At 56.6% G+C, this 1,096-nt stretch carries 1 protein-coding gene; it reads left to right on the top strand.

Going from position 1 to position 1,096, the window contains the following annotated elements; all coding sequences use genetic code 11:
- Positions 1 to 89 precede the first annotated feature (89 nt).
- Positions 90 to 899 (top strand): transporter substrate-binding domain-containing protein, encoded by an 810-nt coding sequence (locus LCE31_RS39805; protein WP_225023181.1) that lies wholly within the window; start codon positions 90 to 92, stop codon positions 897 to 899.
- Positions 900 to 1,096 lie beyond the last annotated feature (197 nt).

The following is a 1,096-nucleotide window of genomic DNA, read 5'->3' as shown; positions in this document are numbered from 1 at the left end:
ACCCGAGCCCGACCAACCCGGCCAGCCCGACCGGCCCTGCCGCCCCACTCTCCCACCCGAGCCCGACCAACAGCGCCGACGCTGCCCTCATGCAACGCCTCCACGACGCACAAGCAGACGGACAGTGGAAGATCGGCGTAAAAGCGGACCAGCCGTACCTGAGCGAAGAAAAAGGAGGCCACTGGAGCGGGAGGGAAATAGACTACGCGAAGGCCATCACCAAATCCCTGGGCATCCCTCTCAAGAACATCAAATGGGTCCCGATAGGAACCAAATCGCGTCCTGACATGCTCTCCGATCAGAGCGTCGACATGATCGTCGGAACATACGGAATGTCGACCGCCAGAGAAAAAGGCAACCCGAAGGACCACACCGAAGGTGTGCTTTTCGCCGGACCATACTTCCAGACAACCGAAAGAATCATGATGCAGGCCGACCCGAAGCATCACGGAAATGCGGTGATACACGGCAAATCGGAAACAGTACATTCCCTCGACGATCTCATCGCCGCAAAAGCAAGGGTCTGTGTGGCCTCAGGATCAACCGCAGACACGTACCTCGAGGAAAACAATGAGTTTCCGGATCGCGCACGCCTGAGCGACTACGACCTCTGCGTCACAAACCTCAAAGGAAAATACGATGCGATGATAACAGACACCACCATACTGGATCTATTCCAGAAGAAAAATCCGGGCGCTTACACAATCTCCCGCGACATCCTCCCGATCGGCAGTAACGAAGAGTACGCAGTCGGACTGAACAAAAACGCCACCACCCTCAAAGAACTCATCTGCGAAAAAATGAAGACAAAGGAAGTGACGGACGCAACGAGAAGATATTACAAAAATATCCCAGGCGGATCGCCGATGACCGGCGGATGCCAACCCCCGCCGGACTGAGAAGATTTCCAAGCCCTCGACTGCAAGCACCCGCTACCCTGGAATCCGGCAGGAATCCGGATCAAGCCGTCCACGGGGAACTTGAGAACGATCAAGCTTAGCCTCGATCTTGCATGATGGTCCGCCGACGGAGTCGGTGGACCGTTTCGCTTTCGGTTTCTGATGGCGGGCATTCCGAGGGCCCGAGTGTCGCCTCG

The organism is Streptomyces sp. 8L (assembly GCF_020176795.1).
Taxonomy (GTDB): Bacteria; Actinomycetota; Actinomycetes; order Streptomycetales; family Streptomycetaceae; genus Streptomyces.
Note: the sequence above shows the minus strand (reverse complement) of the source record. Positions and strands in the feature narration are given on the sequence as shown.

Bases quoted from the DNA above. Each gene is read 5' to 3' on its own strand.
- LCE31_RS39805 (WP_225023181.1), top strand. From the start codon at position 90: ATGCAACGCCTCCACGACGCACAAGCAGACGGACAGTGGAAGATCGGC.